Genomic DNA, 16,322 nt, shown 5'->3' with positions numbered 1-16,322 from the left:
GATCGGGCCGATCGAAGCCCCAATCCTCGTCGAGCCACAGATTGAACGCATGGACCGACGCCATGGTCGCCTCGATGTCGTGCTTGAGCGCCTCCTCGACCCCGCATCCGAAGGTCGGCAGCATGAACACGGTCTCGATGTCCTGGTTGTCCATCACCGCGATCCGGGCATCGCGGTTCTGGTACTCGGGATGGTCCGCCAGCCGTTCGACCTTCATCAGCGAGGCCGGGTCGACGCCTTCTGGAATTTCGCCGCGGAACAACAGGTCGAGGCAACCCGGCACGATGATCGGGTCGAAGGTGGGATTGGGGATGAAGTGGTTGACGCGGTCCCCGATGATTGCCCAAGTCCGCTTGCCCTCAGTGACCATCTGCACGCCGCGCCGTTTGAACTTCTTGTCCAGGTGGCGGGTGAACGAGTCCAGCGGCTCGTAGTAGTGGTTGTCAACGTCGATCGCCTGGTAACTCAAGTCAACCATGGTGATCCTTTCCGCCATTACCGGCGAACATTAAGAGTCGGTCGAATCGAGCGATGGGAATTGCGGGGGCCGTTTTTCCAGAAAGCTTGTGATGCCCTCGATGACATCTGGGCGGGGCATGGCCTCGTGCAACAAAACCTCGGCAAGCGAGTTGGCCTGTCCGACGTCGCGGGTCGCGTCGCCGTAAACCTGACTCTTGATCACGGCCATCGACGTTGGAGAGCAATTCGCCGCGATGTCCTCGGCGTAATCGAGGGCACGCTTCATCAGACTTTCCGGAGCGACCACTTCTTTCACGAGACCCAGCTCGGCCGCCTCCTCGGCGAGGAAGATCCGCCCGCTGAGCAACAGATCGAGAGCGACGCCCCAGTTGGTCAGCCGCGGCAGTATCCAGGAAATCCCGAACTCCGCGATCAGACCGCGGCGCGCGAACACGGCGCCGAACTTCGCGCCGGCTGCCGCGAACCGGACGTCGCACATCAGCGCCTGGGTCAACCCGATGCCGACACAAGCACCGTTGATGGCAGCGATGACGGGCTTGCGCAGCGTCGTCACAAAATGGGGCGGGCGCTCCCCGACCAAGTCGGCCAGGTCCTGCTGAGCCGCCTTCTCCATCGTCTCGCCATAGTCGGGTGCCGCACTCGGTGCGCCCAAATACGCCCCCGCGCAGAATCCCCGGCCTCGGCCGGTCAACACGATGGTCCGGACGGAGGGGTCCTGTTCGGCGCGATCGATCGCTGCGTAGAACCCGGCTGCGATGTCTGGGCCCCAGGCATTGAGACGATCCGGACGGTTGAATGTCAGAATTGCAACACCGGTTTCAGTTGTCTCATACAGCACCGCCTCATCGGTGACCACACGGTCGGCGGCGCTCATCGGACCGTCCCCTCATAGCTGACCAACAGGCGAGTTTGTACCCATACTGTATACCTATCGGTACCGCATTCCACAACCGCTGCCATTCGCGTGCGAAACCCCGACTAATCTGCGATTTCGGGTGCCAAAGGGTCGTTTCAACCGCCTGCGAACCGACGACTCAGCGGACGGCCATTTGACGCAGGGTAACCGCGAATCGCCGAGCGCCGGCCTTCTTTTGGATCCGCAAACAGGTCTGCGACGTGGCAAGACTTAATTTCTGTGGTGTGTGACACGTTGTCTCCACGTTTGCATCCGGGCCGCGATCGGGAAACCCAACAGAAGCCAGCCGACAATGGGGAGGTAAACAATGGTTGACGTCAAGAGCGGCCCGATCGAACTCGTTCGAGGCATCGTCGAAGATGCCCTGGGTAAGACCAAGCAGGTCATCGGGATCATCATCGGCAACGACGGACTGATCGACGAGGGCAAGGCTCAGCAGGACAAGGCGGAAGCCCAGCGCAACGCTGGAAAGAAGGAAGCCGCCGCTGAGAAAGCCCGCGGTAAGGCCAAGGCCTACGAACAGCGTGAGCGGGCCGAGCAGAACTAGGCGGCCAGCTAGGCGAGCGGGCCCGGTCATTAACCGGGCCCGCGTCGCTGGGTAAACCCCTCTACTGCAACGAGGTTTCGAGCAGGCCCAGGCGCTGATAAGCGTTCTCGATTTGGGCTTTCGCCTCGGGCGGCAACTCAGCTTGCGGCGGGCGGGAATGCGGATACGCCCCGATGGGCAGTCCCAGCAGCGACGCGGCGTACTTGAATGCGCCCCCCCAGTGGGTGAAGTAATCAGCGCGCTCCGGGTAGCACGTCCACCAGGATCCAATGTCCAAGTCGAACTGGTCCAGGCCTGACTCGCGGCCGTAGTCCATCGCCTCGACGAGCTTGTCGCTCTGAATCAGGTCCCAGTATTCGGAGAACAGTCGCCGCGCCGGCGTTTCGAAAAGGTAACCCGACGTACCCAGTTGCGCCGGACAGACGATCCCGTCGCGCAGCCAGCCGGCGCGGTACACCGTCTTGTCGCATTCCCACACCGCGAGACCGGGCGCCAATTCGTGCAGCATCCGGCTGCCCGCCGGCCGGAAGGCTCCCTCCTTGGTGGCACACACCGCGGGAACCTCGTTGTAGATACGGGCGCTTTCGGCCGGTGTCAGCACATAACCCGAGGACGGCGAATTGAACATGCCCAGGGCGATATTCGTGCGCGCCGCCACATATTTGAAGAAGCGCAGCACACCGTCGCCGCCATGCGCCTCCATCATCGGCGTTTGGATATAGGCGATGTCAGCGCCCGCCTCCTGGGCGTGCAGCGTCAAGTCCACACAATCCTTCGCCGACATGGCCGCCGTGCACGCCTGCACCACCACGTCGGGATTGATGCCGCGCGCTTCCTCGACGGCCACCTCCAAAAGGTGTTTGCGCTCGTCGAGTGTCAGCGACCAGAATTCGGCGATTCCGCTGGTGCACCACAACATCGGATGCCCGAGATCACCGACGCAGTAACGCACCAGCGCCCGGTAGGCGTCCCAGTCGATATCATCGCCGTCGGTGCCGCAGAACGGGGTGTAGAGGGAGTCACCGATCCCCCGCAATGCGCCGGGCGCCCAAGAACGCGCCTCTGCTGCCGTAGCCACCGTCGACTCCTTTTGTCTGCCAATCGATTTCTTCATCCGTCCTCAGGTGAAGTCCGAACCGCCATCGACGTTGATGTTGGCTCCGGTCATGTAGGAGTTGCGCCGCGAGGCCAGGAACGCGGCGACTGGGCCGATTTCGTCCGGCAGCCCCGCCCGCGGCATGTGCGCGGGATGACCGAAATGCTTGGCGATGGCCCCCATCAGCGCGTAGGGGTCGTTGCCGTCGACCCCCACCGACTTGGCCCAGCCAACCAACGATTCGGACGCGATGCTGCCGGGCGAAACCACGTTGACCAGGATCTCGTCTTTGGCCAGTAGCAGCGACAGGTTCTTCGAAACGCTGGTCAGCATCGATTTCGCCGCTGTGTAGGCGGGCAGCATGACGCTTTGCCGCTGAGTCGAGTGCGCCGAGAAGGTGACTATCCGGGCCCATTTCGCCTTGCGCAGCAGTGGAAGCGCCGCGCGTACGCAGCGCACCATCCCGAGCACGCCATCTTCGACGGACTGGCGCCACTGCTCGTCGGTCAGATCTTCGAACGTGCCCGCGGCTCCCGGCCCCACTGTGACGACCAGAGCGTTGAGTTCGCCGTCCCATCGCTCGGCGAGGTCGCCGAACACCGCGCCGACCGTGTCCTCGTCTGCGATGTCGGCCGTCAGCCCCACCGCGTCCGGGCTGCCACGTTGCGTGAGGTCGGTCACCGCCGCATCGAGCGCATCTCGGCTACGGCCGACCACCGCGACCCGGGCACCTTCGTCGGCGAAGCAGCGCGCCGTCGCCAATCCCATACCGCGGCTACCACCGACTACCACCGCAGTGGCATTCGCCAGCCCTAGATCCATCGCATAATCCGTAGCTCTAGTCTGGTCATTTTCGCCTGTCCAGCCGATTTACCAAAAACCCTACGATAGGGATTACAGTAGCAGAGGAAGAATGCGACACGAAGGCGTATACGCAGGTCAGATAAGAAAGTGCCGGTAAATTCAATATACCGCGGACCGCATGCACGAAACAGATTTTGATGGAGGTGCCCGTAGTGGCAAAGCAGGCAACCGCCGATAAGCGCCAGCGACGCGAGCGCGGGTCCATCAATCCCGATGACATCATCAGCGGCGCATTCGAACTCGCGGAGCAGGTGTCGATCGACAACCTGAGCATGCCGTTGCTCGGCAAACATCTCGGTGTCGGCGTGACGAGCATTTACTGGTACTTCCGCAAGAAGGACGACCTGCTCAACGCGATGACCGACCGCGCCCTGAGCAAGTACGTGTTCGCCACTCCCTATGTCGAGGCCAGCGACTGGCGCGAGACGTTGGCCAACCACGCACGCTTGATGCGTAAGACCTTCATGGGCAACCCCATTCTGTGCGACCTGATTTTGATTCGCGCCGCCCTTTCGCCGAAGGCGGCGCGGATGGGCGCTCAGGAGATGGAAAAAGCGGTCTCCAATCTGGTGGAGGCCGGCCTGTCGCCGGAGGATGCGTTCGACACCTATTCGGCGGTTTCGGTTCACGTGCGCGGATCGGTAGTGCTACAACGGCTCTACGAAAAGAACCAATCGTCGGATATCGGACCCCGCGCCATCGAGGACGCCGTTTCCATCGACCCGGAAAAGACCCCGCTCCTTGCGCAGATCACCCGGATCGGCCACCGCCTGGCCGCGCCCGATGAGCCCAATTTCGAGTACGGCCTCACCTGCATCCTCGACCACGCCAGCCGGCTGATCGAGGAAGGGAAAGCGTCGAAGGGCGCCAAGCCGGCGCCAGCACGACAGCGCAAGCCGGCCAAGTCCGCTACCCCTCGAGGACGAACCAAGGCGGCAGCGGCTCGCTGACCCGTCCGAAACGCTCTGTCAGCCTTCGGGTTCCGGTACGTGGAAGTGCTCGTCGCGTAACCGAAACGCCTCCCGGGCGCCGTGCTGCGCACGGGTTTTGACGAAGTTGAATTCGTCAGGCCCGAATTGCAGGTTGGTGCCGAAGGCGTGGAACAGGTAGCTGGCGACCTCTTCGCCCTGGTACGCCTGGCTCTGCTCGACGAGCCGGAATGCCTCTTTGGCGATGACGACTCCGTCGGCGGGCATCTTCGCAGCCTTCTCGGCCCAGTATCGTGCCCGGGCCGTCACCGCGCCGGGCGCGCAGGTGTCGGTGAAGATTCCGAGGTGTTCGATCTCGGCCGCCTCGATGATGTCGCCGGTCAGCAGCAGGCGCCGGGCCAGCACCGGCCCTAGCCGGTGAAAGAACATGTGCAGGCTGCCGAGCGCGGGGCCCAGGAAACGGGTGGCCGGCATGCCGATCTTGGTGTCGCGTGCGATGACCGAGATGTCGGTCATCAACGCAATCTCGAATCCGCCGCCGAGCGCGTAGCCGGCAATCTCCCCCACCGTCACCTTCGGAAAGCCCATGAAATTGTGGTAGAACCCAAAAGACTTGCGGTCCACGGTAAGTCGTCGGCGCTGGCTGGGGCGACGTTTGGCGTCCCGGTCATCGGCGGCTGCCTGGTCGGGTGGCGCGGACGAGCCATACCAGCCGTAAGCATTGTTCATGTCGGCTCCGGTGGAAAATACCCCCTCGGCACCACGCAGTAGCACCACCGTGAGGTCGTCGTCTTCGGCCACCCGGTCCAGACAGCGGGCGACGGCCTCACGCATCGCCGCGTCGTAGGAGTTGCGTTGTTTGGGATTGTTCAGCGTGATGGTCGCGATGCGCCGGTCGGGATCGACGTCGAAGAGCACGCGATCGTCTGAGGTGCTCGAGGCGGTCATGTGTCGGACTCCTTTCGGCGCCTGCCGAATCGCGTTCCGGCAAGCTTTTCCGGCCGTGACGCCGAGGTGTTGACCTCGCCGGTACACAAGACTTCGTCGTCGAGCAACAACCGCCCGGTCGACGTGATGCCGCGTTCGCCCTGGGTTCGGGCGATGTCGAACCGCAGCTCGGTCACTATCGGCGTCGGCCGGCGGAAAGTGACGGCCAGGGAGCGCGTTTTGCCGGACAGGCCGGTGACGCAGTTGTGGTGCTGAATGACGCAGTCGAAGAAGACGCCCAGGAATCCGCCGTGCACCAATCCGGGCGGACCCTCATATATCAGCGGGAACTCGACAGTGCCCGTCGCATTCTCGGCATCGAGTTGGTCGAACCGATATTCGGGAAAGCACGGGTTGTACGCGCCGATGTCGGTGGCGTGGTTGAGGTAGACGCGTCGGGAGTCGTCGGGCAACTCGCCGATGCGCGGCGCGTTGTCCGTCGGCGCCGCGGGCGCCAGTTCGCTTTCCCACTCGGCGAACTTCTGCAGCATGGCGTCCACCGCGCGGTGCGGATGTTCCAGGGATACCAGCAACGAGCTCAGGCGTCGCATGGCGGCGGCTGCGGCCACGGTCTGGGCAAGCGGAGCCTCACCGAATCGCGCGTCGCCGTTGCTCGTCGACGTCGGCGCGGCGTGCCCCTCCGACAAGGCCATGGGTCTCTCTTTCACCTGAGTTGTTCCGCAGGCAGCGTATCCTTGCTAACTTATACAGCGTAACAATCGTATTGCCTACTGTATGGGTAACCGTATCGGCGGAGAAAGGCCGGATTCGACGGTGAGTCAGGGGGCCGAGACGGCCGGTGCCTTGGGTTCGGTGACAGTGCAGCGAGACGGTGCGGTGTTGCTGGTGACGCTCGACCGCCCATCCCGGCGTAACTCGTTGACACAGTTGATGATCGGTACGTTGGTCGACTCGCTCACCGATGCTGCCGCCGACGATTCGCTGCGCGCTGTACACATCCGGGGCGCGGGCGATCACTTCTGCGCGGGCGCGGATTGGGTGGCCGCCAACGATCCCGGCGGGAAGCGTCCCCGCACCGGGGATCTGGTGCGACGTATCCCCCATGCCGCTCACCGGGTGATCGAGCTCGTCGCAAGCATCCAATTGCCGGTGGTTTGCAGCGTGCGGGGTTGGGCGGTGGGATTCGGCTGCAACCTGGCCCTGGCCGCTGACTTCACCGTGGCCGCCGAGGATGCGGTTTTCTGGGAGCCCTTCACCGACCGTGGATTCAGCCCGGACTCGGGATCCACCTGGCTGCTGCCCCGCCTCGTCGGCCTGGCGCGGGCCCGGCGCATGCTGCTGCTGGGTGAGAAGGTGAGCGCGCCGGATGCGGCCGACTGGGGGTTGATCCACCAGACGGTAGGCGGCCCGGACCTCGACCACGCCGCCGAGGAGTTGGTGGGCCGACTGGCCTCCGGGCCGACGGCCGCGATCGGCCTGGCCAAACAGGCGTTGAACTTCGGCCAGCATGCCACGTTGAGCCAATCGTTGACCCAGGAGCTATTCAACCTGGAATTGTCCTGCAGGACAATTGATTTCAAGGAGGGCCTGGAGGCCTTCGCGCAGCGACGGGATCCGGATTTTCATGGACGCTAACCAGAGAAGCAACTACGACAAACGCTCGGCGCGGCTCCTACGCAGGGCAATGGCCTGGAACCCGTCCTTGGACCCCACGCTCGCGGGTCGGACCAGGCGCCAGACGAAGGGATGACCGATGCCCACTGATTCGTTCGACACGATCAAGTACGAAGTCGACGGGCACACCGCGACCGTCACCCTGAACCGCCCGGATGCCCTCAATGCGCTCAGCCCGCACATGATCACCGAGCTGCGGGCCGCCTACGACGAGGCCGAAAACGACGACAACGTCTGGCTCACCATCGTCACCGGCACCGGCCGCGCTTTTTGCACCGGCGCCGACGTCAAAGAGATTCCGGAAGACGGCAAGGTCATCTACGAGCGGTCATACCTGTCGACGTATGACCAATGGGAGGCGCCGCAGGAGGGCACGCCACCGTTTCGCACGATGGCCAAGCCGGTGCTGACCGCAGTGAACGGAATCTGCTGTGGCGCCGGCATGGACTGGGTCACTACGACCGACATCGTGATCGCTTCGGAGCAGGCGACCTTCTTCGATCCGCACGTCAGCATCGGGCTGGTGGCCGGGCGGGAGTTAGTGCGGGTGTCTCGGGTGTTGCCCCGCTCCATCGCGCTGCGAATGGCCTTGATGGGCAAGCACGAGAGGATGGGCGCTCAACGCGCGTATGACCTCGGGTTGATCAGCGAAATCGTCGAACACGACCGCCTGCTGGAGCGGGCCCACGAGATCGCCGACATCGTCAATTCCAATGCGCCGCTGGCTGTCCGGGGCACCCGACTGGCGATTCTCAAGGGCCTGAATGTGCCGCTGCACGAGGCGGAGATACTCGCCGAGACCTTCCGCGAGCGTGTGCTGCGCACCGAGGATGCGCAGGAGGGCCCGAGGGCGTTCGTCGAGAAACGCAAACCGAACTGGCAATGCCGATGACTTTCGAAACCATTCTGCTCGAGGTCGACGCGCAGGACCATGTCGCCACCATCACGCTGAATCGCCCCGATCAGCTCAACGCGTTCAACCGCACCATGTGCGAGGAGATGGCCCGCGCGTGGCGCACGGTCAAGCTCGACGACTCGGTGCATTCAGTGGTGTTGCGCGCCGCCGGTGATCGGGCGTTCAGCGCCGGCCTGGACATCAAGACGCCGTACGGGCAGCCCGAAAACATCTGGAACCACGAGGATCCCGGCGAAGCGCTGAGTCCCAAGTGGCAGAAGATGTGGAAACCCGTGGTCTGCGCGGTCCAGGGCATGTGCACCGCGGGCGCGTTTTACTTCATCAACGAATCCGATGTGGTCATCTGCTCCGAGAATGCCACGTTCTTCGACTCTCACGTGTCGGCGGGCCTCGTCTGCGCATTGGAACCGATCGGCCTGATGCGCCGCATCGGACTAGGCGAGACTTTGCGCATAGCGCTGATGGGCAACGACGAACGCGTCGGCGCCGAGACCGCGCTGCGGATCGGCTTGGTCTCCGAGATCGTCGCCGCCGACCAGCTCTGGAACCGCGCTCATGAGATTGCGGCGACCATCGCCGCCAAGCCGCCGACCGCGACCGCTGGCACCGTGAAAGCGATTTGGGAATCGCTCGACAAGCCGTACCGCGCCGCACTGGACCAGGGCCTGATCTACACCCGGCTGGGCAATCCGCTGGGCACCGCCGAGCTGGCCGCTCAGAGCGATTCCCGGGCCCGGGACTCCGCGCGCACACCGAAGATTCGCTGATGTCGCGTCACCCGCTGGTTCAACGAATCGCCGACGTGCTCGTCCTCGAACCGGACGCGCACGCCATCGAGTATGGCGGCGAGTGGATCTCCTGGGCTCACCTCTCCGCATCGGCACAACGCATCGCGGCAGTCACCGCCGGAGCTGAGGTCGGGATGCTCTTGCGCAACCGGCCGGGACACGTGGCCGCGTTCCTGGGCGTGCTGCTGGGCGGCGGAACGGTCGTGGTCGTCAACCCCTCTCGCGGCGACGAGCGCACCAAGGCCGACATCGCGGGTCTGCAGCTTCCCGTGATCGTCGGCGAGCGCGGCGATCTGACGACGCTGGTCCCCGCGGGCACGCCGACGGTCGCGATTTCGGGCCTGCTGGACGACGCCGACGTGTCCGCGCCGCCCGCCGGCGGCGCTGCTTCGCCGTCCGGTGTCGCGGTGCGCATGCTGACCAGCGGCACGACGGGCCCGCCCAAGCGAATCGATCTGGGCTACGACATGCTGGCCCGCAGCGTGATGGGATGGGATCCCGAACATGCTGCGCCGCCACAAGAGCTGCGCCGCGGCGTCGCGATCGTGAATTCGCCGCTGGTGCATATCGGCGGGGTATTCCGCGTGCTGCAATGCATCGCCGAGGCGCGACCGTTCGTGCTGCTGGAACGATTCGAGCTCAACGCTTGGGCCGCGGCGGTGCGCAAGCACCGGCCCCGCGCGGCGTCGCTGGTACCGGCTGCCCTGCGCACCGTATTGCACTCCGATGTTCCGCGCGCCGACCTGGCAAGCCTGAAGGCCGTCACCTGCGGGACGGCGCCGCTGTCAGCCGAGGACGCCGAAGCCTTCACCGAGAAGTACGGCGTACCGGTGTTGACCTCGTATGCGGCAACCGAATTCGGCGGCGGGGTGGCGGGCTGGACCCTTGCCGATCACCAGCGGTACTGGCAGACCAAACGAGGCAGCGTCGGGCGGGCCAATTCGGGCGCTCAGCTCAGGGTGGTCGCCGAGGACGGGACCCCCTTGGGCCCAGACGATGTCGGCCTGCTGGAGGTCAAGCCCGGCCAGCTGGGGCCCGCCGCGCCATGGATGCGAACCACGGACATGGCGCGGATCGACGCCGACGGATTTCTCTGGATCGTCGGCCGCGCCGACCAGGCGATCATTCGCGGCGGTTTCAAGGTGATGCCCGACGACGTTCGCCTCGCACTGGAGAGCCACCCCGCGGTGGCCGGCGCGGCCGTGATCGCCCGACCCGACGAGCGGCTCGGCGAGACACCGGTCGCCATGGTTGAGCTCCGCGAACGAGCCGACACCGACGCCGACGCGCTGGTGGAGTACCTGCGGGAGCGGCTGGCCCGCTACGAGATACCCACCGAGATCGCGATCGTCGACACCATCCCCCGAACACCCTCGGGCAAGGCCGATCTCGGTGCGATTCGGGGCTTTTTCCACGAGCCCGCAGTGCAGCGCGACCATGCCCGTTGATCGATTGACGGTCGCCGGAATTCTGCGGCAGCAAGCCCGTTTGCGCGGCGGTCACCCGCTTCTGGTCTGCGACACTGACCGGATCAGCTACGCGGAGGCCGACGTCCGGTCGGCGCAACTCGCGCGCGGCCTGATTGGCCTCGGCGCCGGCAAGGGAACCCATGTGGGACTGCTTTATCCGAACGGGTCCGAGTTTGTTGTCGGGATGCTGGCGGCGGCGCGAATCGGTGCCGCCGTGGTCCCGTTCTCCACCTTTGTCACCGCCCGCGAGCTGCGCGAGCAACTCGTCGATGGTGATGTGGGAATCCTGTTGACTGCCAAATCGTTTCGCTCTCACGATTACGTGCAGCGACTGTCCGAGATCTTCTCCGGCGCCGATCTCGGTTCCCGGCTGTTGTGTGCCGCGGCACCGCAGCTGCGCCACGTGGCGATCACTCATGAGCCGGTGTACCGGCTGGCCGACGCTGTCGATCCGGCACTGTCGGCCGCGCTGGAAGAGGATGTTGCCGAAGGTGATCCGCTGGCGATCGTGTACACGTCGGGCTCCACCAGCGCCCCCAAGGGAGTGGTGCACACGCACGGCAGCCTGCTCGCGTATCAGGGCAACCTCAACCGAGTCCGGGGCTTGACATCCGACGACAGGCTGTTCTGCAATTCGCCGTTCTTCTGGATCGGCGGCCTCGCGTTCGGCCTGCTCGCGACTTTGATGGCCGGATCGACCTTGGTGTGTTCCACCGCCACCGACGCCGGGGCGACGCTCGACCTGCTGGAAGCCGAAAAGCCTACCGTCACCAACGGGTTCGCCGCCGGTATCGCCCATCTGGCCGACCACCCGAGCTTCCCCCGGCGCGACCTGTCGTCGATGCGGCGCGGCAACCTGTACCCGATCATGGCTCCCGACGCCCGCCCGGCCGACGCGGAGCTGCGGCACAACATGCTGGGCATGACCGAGGCCGGTGGTGTCGTGCTGATCGGTGATGACGAATCCGACCAACCCGAACACCGGCGCGGCTCGTTCGGCAAGCCGGCGCCGGGATTCGAGGCCAAGGTCATCGATCCCGACACCGCGACCGCCGTGCCGGTCGGCGAGGTCGGCGAACTGTGCCTTCGCGGGCCGTACCTGATGCAGCGCTACTACAAACGCAGCCGGGAAGAGTGCTTCGATGCCGACGGCTGGTTCCACAGCGGCGATTTGGTGCGCATCGATGCCGACGGATTCGTCTATTTCGTCGGCCGGCGCAGCGCGATGATCAAAACGGCGGGCGCCAACGTCTCGGCGGCCGAAGTGGAAAAGACCATCAGCAGGGTCACCGACGGGGCGCCGGCTTATGTGATCGGCATTCCCGACGCCCGGCGCGGGCAGGTCGTCGCCGCGGTGGTTGTCCAACCGGACGGTGCCGCGGATTTCGACGAAGCCGCGCTGGTCGCGCGGCTGAAGACGGAGCTGTCCGCGTACAAGATTCCCAAGCGGTTCATCGCCCTTCGCGGCGCCGAGGTTCCGCTGCTGTCCAGTGGCAAGGTCGACATGCGGCGACTCAGGGAGCGCTTCGATGTCTAGTACCATCGACCAGCTGGTGCGGTTGCGGGCGGGCCACGACGGTGACACGCCGATGGTGATCGACCCCACCTCCCGGATCAGTTACGGCGAACTGGACTCCACCACAAGGGATCTGGCCGCGGTCTTTATCGAGGCGGGCGTGGGCAAGGGCACCCGGGTGGGACTCATCATGCCCAACAGCACCCGCTGGGTGCAGGTCGCCATCGCCCTGACCCGTATCGGCGCGGTGCTGGTACCACTGAGCACCCTGTTGACGGCCGCAGAGCTGGCCGCGCAACTGCGGGTGGCCGCGGTGCAGTTCTTGGTCAGCGTCGAGGAGTTCCGCGGCCACCGCTACCTCGACGAGCTCGCGACGGTGCGAAGAGCCGAACTTCCCGCACTGCGGGCGGTCTGGTCGCTCGACCGGCTCGAAAATGCCTGCGCGAGCGAGCAGGTCCGCAACATGGTCGACCCCATGACTGCGACGGTCACGCCCGCCGACCCGTTGGTGATCATGTTCACCTCGGGCAGCAGCGGATCGCCCAAGGGAGTCATCCACTCGCACGGCAACGCGTTGGGCGCCGTGCGGTCGGGCCTCGCGGCGCGGTGCATCACCGCCGAGACCCGCCTGTATCTGCCGATGCCCTTCTTCTGGGTGGGCGGCTTCGGCAGCGGAATACTCTCGGCCCTGCTGGCCGGCGCCACCTTGGTGACCGAAGAAATCCCTCGGCCCGAAACGACCCTGAAACTGCTGGAAGGCGAACGGGTCACGCTGTTTCGGGGCTGGCCGGACCAGGCCGACACATTGGCACGGCACGCCGGCGAGCGCGGCGCCGACCTGTCGGCGCTAGAGGCGGGGAGCCTGCAGGCCCTACTACCGCCCGAGCAGCGCGCCCAGCCCGGCGCGCGTGCCAGGTTGTTTGGCATGACCGAGGCCTTCGGGCCGTACTGCGGGTATCCCGCCGATACCGACATGCCCACCTCGGCGTGGGGCAGCTGCGGAAAACCCTTTCCCGGCATGGAAGTCCGCATCGTCGACGCGGACACCGGCGCGCCCGTCGCGGTCGGCGCCACCGGCATGATTCAGATCCGCGGACCGCACACGCTGCGCGGCGTCTGCGGGCGCACCCGTGAGGATCTCTTCACCGCCGATGGCTTCTACCCCACCGGTGACCTCGCCCACCTCGACGACGATGGATTCCTGTTCTACCACGGGCGATCCGACGACATGTTCAAGGTCAGCGGCGCGACGGTCTACCCCAGTGAGGTCGAGACTGCCCTGCGCGCGATCGACGGGGTCGACAACGCGTTTGTCACCAATGTTCCCGGCGCCCACGGCAATCGGGTGGGCGCGCTGGTCGTGTGCCGGGCCCTGACCGCTGAGCGGCTACTTCGCTGCGCGCGAACCCTGTTGAGCGCCTTCAAGGTCCCGACGGTATGGCTGCTGCTGGAATCCGACGAGGACGTTCCGCGCGGTGCCACCGGCAAGGTCGACATCCGCCGATTGCGCGAGATGTTGTCAGACCAGGCTCAGGGGACCCGCGTCCAGGGCTGACAATTCTGCGACTCGAAGGCCTTCACCGATGAGTTGATGTTCGCGAACATCGGGCCGATCGAGGTATTCGTTTGCAGTACATGGTCCTTGTTCGCATCCGGCGTGCTGTAGGTGAACCACGAGCACATCGAGTCCTGGGTCGGCACATTGTTGATCCACACTCCAAACGCCGACCCCGAGCCGCTCGTGTGGTACAGACCCGGCGCGATGTCGGGCCCGACGACGAAGACACCATTGCCGGGGATGGGGTCGAGCAGGTCGGCATGAGCCGGTGGCGCGAACGCGATCGCCGAAACGCAGGCTACGAAAACTGCCGATGCGCGAAGCGGTGGGGACATTCTTCCTCGCTCTGCTCGTTGCCCCCTTGCGTTGCAGCGTATGCCCAGGTGCGCGCACGCGACAAGAGTTGCCGCCGGGGGCTTCACGAGGACGTTTGGTCGCCCCCGTCGGCCACCACCCCGCGCGCGACCAGGTGATCGATCAGCGGCACCGCGCCGGCGGCAAGATGTTTCGACATCGCCGCGCGGGCAAGCTTGTCGTCGTGCTTTTTCAGCGCGGACAGAATCCGCCGATGGTCGTGCATCGATTGCTCGGGCCAGCCCTCGATGGCGGGAAACACGGATTCGGGGGCATACCGGGTGATCTGTGACATCAGCTGAGCGAGCTTGGGCGAGTCCGCCGCGACATTGATGGCGCGGTGAAATTCGTGGTTCAGCCGCACGGTGTGTTCGTGTTCATCGCCGGCGTAAGCATCCTCCAGTTGCGCCTGGATCTCTTTGAGCTTGTGCAGTTGCTCATCCGTGATGTTGAGTGCCGCCCGCGCGGCCAACTCACCACCGACGTGCGCCTGCACATTGGCCACATCGGTGACGTCACGCCCGGTGACCGGCAGCACCACAAAGCCACGGCGCGGCTGCTGGTTGATCAGGCCTTCGGCGCACAGCGCGAACAGCGCCTCACGCACCGGTGTGACGCTGATACCCAGCTCCGCGGCCAATTGATCCAGCCGTACATACGATCCGGCGGCATATGCCCCGTCAAATATCCGCCGGCGGATGAGGCGCGCAACGTCCTCTGAAAGTTGAGGCCGCGCAGCGAAATCCGGAACGCTCATCTGTTTACACCTGATACTCGGCGAGCAGTCGCTTGCTGATGATGTTCTTCTGAATCTCGCTGGTGCCCTCGCCGATGAGCAGGAACGGCGCGTCACGCATCAGCCGCTCGATTTCGTATTCCTTGGAGTAGCCGTAGCCACCGTGGATGCGGAAACTCTGCTGGGTGACTTCGGTGCAATACTCGCTGCACAGGTATTTGGCCATCCCGGCGGCGACGTCATTGCGCTCACCCGAGTCCTTCAAGCGCGCCGCATTGACCATCATCAAGTGTGCGGCTTCAACTTTGGTCGCCATCTCGGCCAATTGGAACGCGATGGCCTGATGCTCGGCGATCGGCTTGCCGAAGGTCTCGCGCTGTTGCGCGTATCGCACCGCGAGTTCGAAGGCGCGGATCCCAAGACCGCACGCGCGGGCCGACACGTTGACCCGGCCGACCTCGATGCCGTCCATCATCTGGAAGAAGCCCTTGCCGGTGCTGCCGCCGAGCACGTCGTCGGCGCCGGCCTGGTAACCGTCGAAAATCATCTCGGTGGTTTCGATGCCCTTGTAGCCCAGCTTCTCGATCTTGCCGGGAATGCGCAGGCCGGGAACGACTTCGCCGAAACCGACCGGCTTTTCGACGAGGAACGCGGTGAGGTTGCGGTGCGGCTTGTCCGAGCCTTCGTCCGTGCGCACCAACACGGCCACCAGCGTCGAAGTGGCGCCGTTGGTCAGCCACATCTTCTGGCCGTCGATGGTGTAGGTGCCGTCGTCATTGCGCCGAGCCCGGGTGCGGATCGCGGCGACGTCGGAACCCAGCTCCGGCTCCGACATCGAGAAGGCACCCCGCGTCTCACCGACGGCCATCCGCGGCAGGAACCGCTGCTTCTGCTCGTCGGTGCCATGCTGGCGCAGCATGTACGCCACGATGAAGTGCGTATTGAGCACGCCGGACACACTCATCCAGCCGCGCGCCAGCTCCTCGACACATAGGGCGTAGGTCAACAGCGACTCGCCCAGCCCGCCGTACTCCTGCGGAATCATCAGGCCGAACAGGCCCATCTCGCGCATCTGGTCGACGATCGCCTGCGGGTAGGTGTCAGTCCGTTCCAGCTCGGCCGCGTGGGGAATGACTTCCTTCTCGACGAATTTACGTACGGTGGCGATGATCTCGGTCTGCACCTCGGTCAATCCGAGCGTCTGGGCGAGTTTGGTCATGTGCTGCGTTTCCTTTTGCTCAGCAGGCGATGGTTTTGGCGGTTGTCAGACGCTCGATGTCGGCGGCGTTCAACCCCAACCGCGCGAGCACGTCGGCGGTGTCCTGCCCCAGGGCGGGCGCGGGCGTGCTGGCCGGATGTGTGCCGTCGATCGCCGCGGGAAGGCCGGGGGCGAAGTAATCGCCGAGACCCGGTTGCCGCAATCGCGAGAACATCGGATTGTCAGTGACTTTCGGTCCCGCGGCGACCTCGGCGAAGGTGCGGTACCGCTCGAAGAGCACCGTGGTGTCAGATAGCGCGGTGGTGATCTCGT

17 protein-coding genes and 1 pseudogene are annotated in these 16,322 nt (G+C 65.0%); 8 read left to right on the top strand and 10 right to left on the bottom strand.

From position 1 onward, the window contains the following. Nucleotides 1-478: pseudogene (locus tag A5652_RS08325) on the bottom strand (amidohydrolase); the annotation flags it as partial. A 30-nt stretch (nt 479-508) separates the two neighbouring features. After that, a complete protein-coding gene (locus A5652_RS08320; RefSeq protein ID WP_067349062.1) occupies nt 509-1,354 on the bottom strand; it encodes an enoyl-CoA hydratase in 846 nt (281 codons plus the stop codon). 349 nt (nt 1,355-1,703) lie between these two features. Between A5652_RS08320 and A5652_RS08315 the strand changes: the two genes are divergently transcribed. Continuing rightward, the gene (locus A5652_RS08315) at nt 1,704-1,943 is read left to right on the top strand and encodes a CsbD family protein (RefSeq protein ID WP_064952326.1); all 240 of its coding nucleotides are present in this window, start codon (nt 1,704-1,706) and stop codon (nt 1,941-1,943) included. Nucleotides 1,944-2,004: 61 nt separating this feature from the next. Here the strand turns inward: A5652_RS08315 and A5652_RS08310 are convergent, their stop codons facing one another. Together A5652_RS08310 and A5652_RS08305 are read right to left on the bottom strand one after the other, a co-directional pair. Then, nucleotides 2,005-3,021, bottom strand: a complete 1,017-nt coding sequence (locus tag A5652_RS08310; protein ID WP_067349065.1) for a dihydrodipicolinate synthase family protein — start codon at nt 3,019-3,021, stop codon at nt 2,005-2,007. Between the two features lie 42 nt (nt 3,022-3,063). Then, nucleotides 3,064-3,861, bottom strand: a complete 798-nt coding sequence (locus A5652_RS08305; RefSeq protein ID WP_067349060.1) for an SDR family NAD(P)-dependent oxidoreductase — start codon at nt 3,859-3,861, stop codon at nt 3,064-3,066. Between the two features lie 179 nt (nt 3,862-4,040). On the opposite strand from A5652_RS08305, the gene A5652_RS08300 reads away from it, so the two are divergent. Then, nucleotides 4,041-4,853 (top strand): TetR/AcrR family transcriptional regulator, encoded by an 813-nt coding sequence (locus A5652_RS08300; RefSeq protein WP_067349057.1) that lies wholly within the window; start codon nt 4,041-4,043, stop codon nt 4,851-4,853. Nucleotides 4,854-4,871: 18 nt separating this feature from the next. Here A5652_RS08300 and A5652_RS08295 read toward each other — a convergent pair whose 3' ends face one another. Both A5652_RS08295 and A5652_RS08290 read right to left on the bottom strand, forming a co-directional pair. Continuing rightward, nucleotides 4,872-5,780, bottom strand: coding sequence for an enoyl-CoA hydratase/isomerase family protein (locus A5652_RS08295; RefSeq protein WP_067349054.1), 909 nt, complete (start codon nt 5,778-5,780; stop codon nt 4,872-4,874). After that, the gene (locus A5652_RS08290; protein WP_067349052.1) at nt 5,777-6,472 is read right to left on the bottom strand and encodes a hypothetical protein; all 696 of its coding nucleotides are present in this window, start codon (nt 6,470-6,472) and stop codon (nt 5,777-5,779) included. The genes A5652_RS08295 and A5652_RS08290 overlap by 4 nt, the downstream gene beginning before the upstream one ends. A 121-nt stretch (nt 6,473-6,593) precedes the next feature. Here A5652_RS08290 and A5652_RS08285 point away from each other — a divergent pair, with 121 nt between their 5' ends. The 6 genes from A5652_RS08285 to A5652_RS08260 all read left to right on the top strand — a co-directional run bounded on the left by A5652_RS08285 (nt 6,594) and on the right by A5652_RS08260 (nt 13,698). Next, nucleotides 6,594-7,415 (top strand): enoyl-CoA hydratase/isomerase family protein, encoded by an 822-nt coding sequence (locus A5652_RS08285; RefSeq protein ID WP_067349049.1) that lies wholly within the window; start codon nt 6,594-6,596, stop codon nt 7,413-7,415. A gap of 118 nt (nt 7,416-7,533) precedes the next feature. Beyond that, a complete protein-coding gene (locus tag A5652_RS08280; RefSeq protein ID WP_067349047.1) occupies nt 7,534-8,346 on the top strand; it encodes an enoyl-CoA hydratase/isomerase family protein in 813 nt (270 codons plus the stop codon). Then, the gene (locus tag A5652_RS08275) at nt 8,337-9,137 is read left to right on the top strand and encodes an enoyl-CoA hydratase/isomerase family protein (protein WP_067349044.1); all 801 of its coding nucleotides are present in this window, start codon (nt 8,337-8,339) and stop codon (nt 9,135-9,137) included. The genes A5652_RS08280 and A5652_RS08275 overlap by 10 nt, the downstream gene beginning before the upstream one ends. Next, nucleotides 9,137-10,606 (top strand): class I adenylate-forming enzyme family protein, encoded by a 1,470-nt coding sequence (locus A5652_RS08270; protein WP_067349042.1) that lies wholly within the window; start codon nt 9,137-9,139, stop codon nt 10,604-10,606. Before A5652_RS08275 ends, A5652_RS08270 begins: the two co-directional genes overlap by 1 nt. After that, nucleotides 10,596-12,164: a class I adenylate-forming enzyme family protein gene (locus A5652_RS08265; RefSeq protein ID WP_067349039.1), complete on the top strand. Its 1,569-nt coding sequence runs from the start codon at nt 10,596-10,598 to the stop codon at nt 12,162-12,164. The genes A5652_RS08270 and A5652_RS08265 overlap by 11 nt, the downstream gene beginning before the upstream one ends. Continuing rightward, the gene (locus A5652_RS08260) at nt 12,157-13,698 is read left to right on the top strand and encodes a class I adenylate-forming enzyme family protein (RefSeq protein WP_067349036.1); all 1,542 of its coding nucleotides are present in this window, start codon (nt 12,157-12,159) and stop codon (nt 13,696-13,698) included. Before A5652_RS08265 ends, A5652_RS08260 begins: the two co-directional genes overlap by 8 nt. Here A5652_RS08260 and A5652_RS08255 read toward each other — a convergent pair. The 4 genes from A5652_RS08255 to A5652_RS08240 all read right to left on the bottom strand — a co-directional run. Further along, a complete protein-coding gene (locus A5652_RS08255; protein WP_067349034.1) occupies nt 13,674-14,036 on the bottom strand; it encodes a hypothetical protein in 363 nt (120 codons plus the stop codon). The two genes, A5652_RS08260 and A5652_RS08255, sit on opposite strands and share 25 nt — an antisense overlap. 83 nt (nt 14,037-14,119) lie before the next feature. Continuing rightward, the gene (locus A5652_RS08250) at nt 14,120-14,812 is read right to left on the bottom strand and encodes a GntR family transcriptional regulator (protein WP_067349031.1); all 693 of its coding nucleotides are present in this window, start codon (nt 14,810-14,812) and stop codon (nt 14,120-14,122) included. Nucleotides 14,813-14,816: 4 nt separating this feature from the next. Continuing rightward, complete coding sequence (locus tag A5652_RS08245) at nt 14,817-16,010, bottom strand: acyl-CoA dehydrogenase family protein (RefSeq protein WP_067349029.1); 1,194 nt, start codon at nt 16,008-16,010, stop codon at nt 14,817-14,819. Nucleotides 16,011-16,029: 19 nt separating this feature from the next. Beyond that, nucleotides 16,030-16,322, bottom strand: a 293-nt coding sequence (locus A5652_RS08240; protein ID WP_197513837.1) for a CoA transferase, incomplete at its 5' end; no start/stop codon positions are given.

Source organism: Mycobacterium sp. 1165178.9 (assembly GCF_001673555.1).
Taxonomy (GTDB): Bacteria; Actinomycetota; Actinomycetes; order Mycobacteriales; family Mycobacteriaceae; genus Mycobacterium.
The sequence above is the reverse complement of the archived record's forward strand: the minus strand, read 5'-3'. Positions and strand labels throughout refer to the sequence as shown.